The organism is Streptomyces sp. OfavH-34-F (genome assembly GCF_022347745.1).
Lineage (GTDB): Bacteria > Actinomycetota > Actinomycetes > Streptomycetales > Streptomycetaceae > Streptomyces.
Window position 1 is genome coordinate 1 of sequence record NZ_JAKRGC010000631.1, and the last position, 1,139, is coordinate 1,139.

At 76.6% G+C, this 1,139-nt stretch carries 1 protein-coding gene; it reads right to left on the reverse strand.

The features are described from left to right. Nucleotides 1–32 precede the first annotated feature (32 nt). A complete protein-coding gene (locus MHW47_RS35575; RefSeq protein ID WP_239227925.1) occupies nucleotides 33–1,121 on the reverse strand; it encodes a pectinesterase family protein in 1,089 nt (362 codons plus the stop codon). Nucleotides 1,122–1,139: the final 18 nt, after the last annotated feature.

Here is a 1,139-nt window from a genome sequence, read left to right on the forward strand (position 1 = left end):
CCCGGGCGGACGGCGCCGCGTCGGAACACGTCCTACGGGCGCCAGTCGCCGAGCCAGGCGGCCGGGGTGTGCCGGCGCGCCTCGGCCGGGGTGAGCAGGGGGCGGTTGGCGGGCACGGTGACGCGGGCGCCGGGGCCCGTGTTGCGGTACTCCGCGAAGCGCTGGTCCTGCCAGGGGTAGCCGGCCGACATGGTGCCGTAGGGCTCGTCGGTGTCGATGCCCGCCCCGAGGTGGCTGTCGCGGACGGTCAGCATCGGGTGGGCGGTGGGGTCGGAGGAGGGCACCCAGGGGCGGGCCAGCTTGAAGTACCCGGTGGGGGCCGTGCTGGTGACGCGGGAGCGCAGGACCAGGAAGCCGTGCGGGTTGGCGCCGGCGGTGCTGGGCGCGAAGACGAAGCCGTGGGGCGGGGCGGTCAGGTCGGTGCGGACCAGGGTGCGGAAGTGGCAGCGGTCCAGCACGGCCGTGGCGCGGCCGAAGACGAAGTCGACGTCCCCTTCCACGTAGCAGTCGCGGTAGTACTGCCGGGCGGGGACGGCGACGGACGGGGAGTCGGCGTAGAGGGTGTCCTGGTGGCCCAGGAAGCGGCAGTCGAGGAACGCCGAGCGGTCGCCGGTCACCTTGAGGGCGACGGCCTGGGTGCCGGTGTAGTCGGGGTGGTCGGCGCGCAGCCAGTCGTTGGCGAAGGTCAGGCGGCGGGCGGTGAGTCCGGCGGGCCGGGCGGTGACGGTGGCGGAGCCGCTGGTGCCGTGGTTGCCGGAGCCGTCCGGGCGCGGGGTGCCGTTGGCGTTGTCGTACACGATCACGGTGTCGCGCGGGTCACCGCCCGCGCCGAGGAGGGTGAGCCCGGTCCGGTCGGCCGGGATGTCCACGGTCTCCCGGTAGGTGCCGGGGGCGATGACCAGGGTGCGGCCGGTGCCGGTGGCGGCGTCCACGGCGGCCTGGACGGTGCGGTGGTCGCCCCGGCCGCGCGCGTCCACGTAGAGGAAGGAGGGGTCGGGGCGGCGGACGGGCGAGCCGTAGCGGCCGAAGGGGCGGCCGTGGGCGTGGGCGGGGGCGGTGCCGAGGGCGACGGCGGCCGCGGAGCCGGCGAGGAGGGACAGGGCGGTGCGGCGGGTGGGCATGGGGTGCTCCAGCTTCCG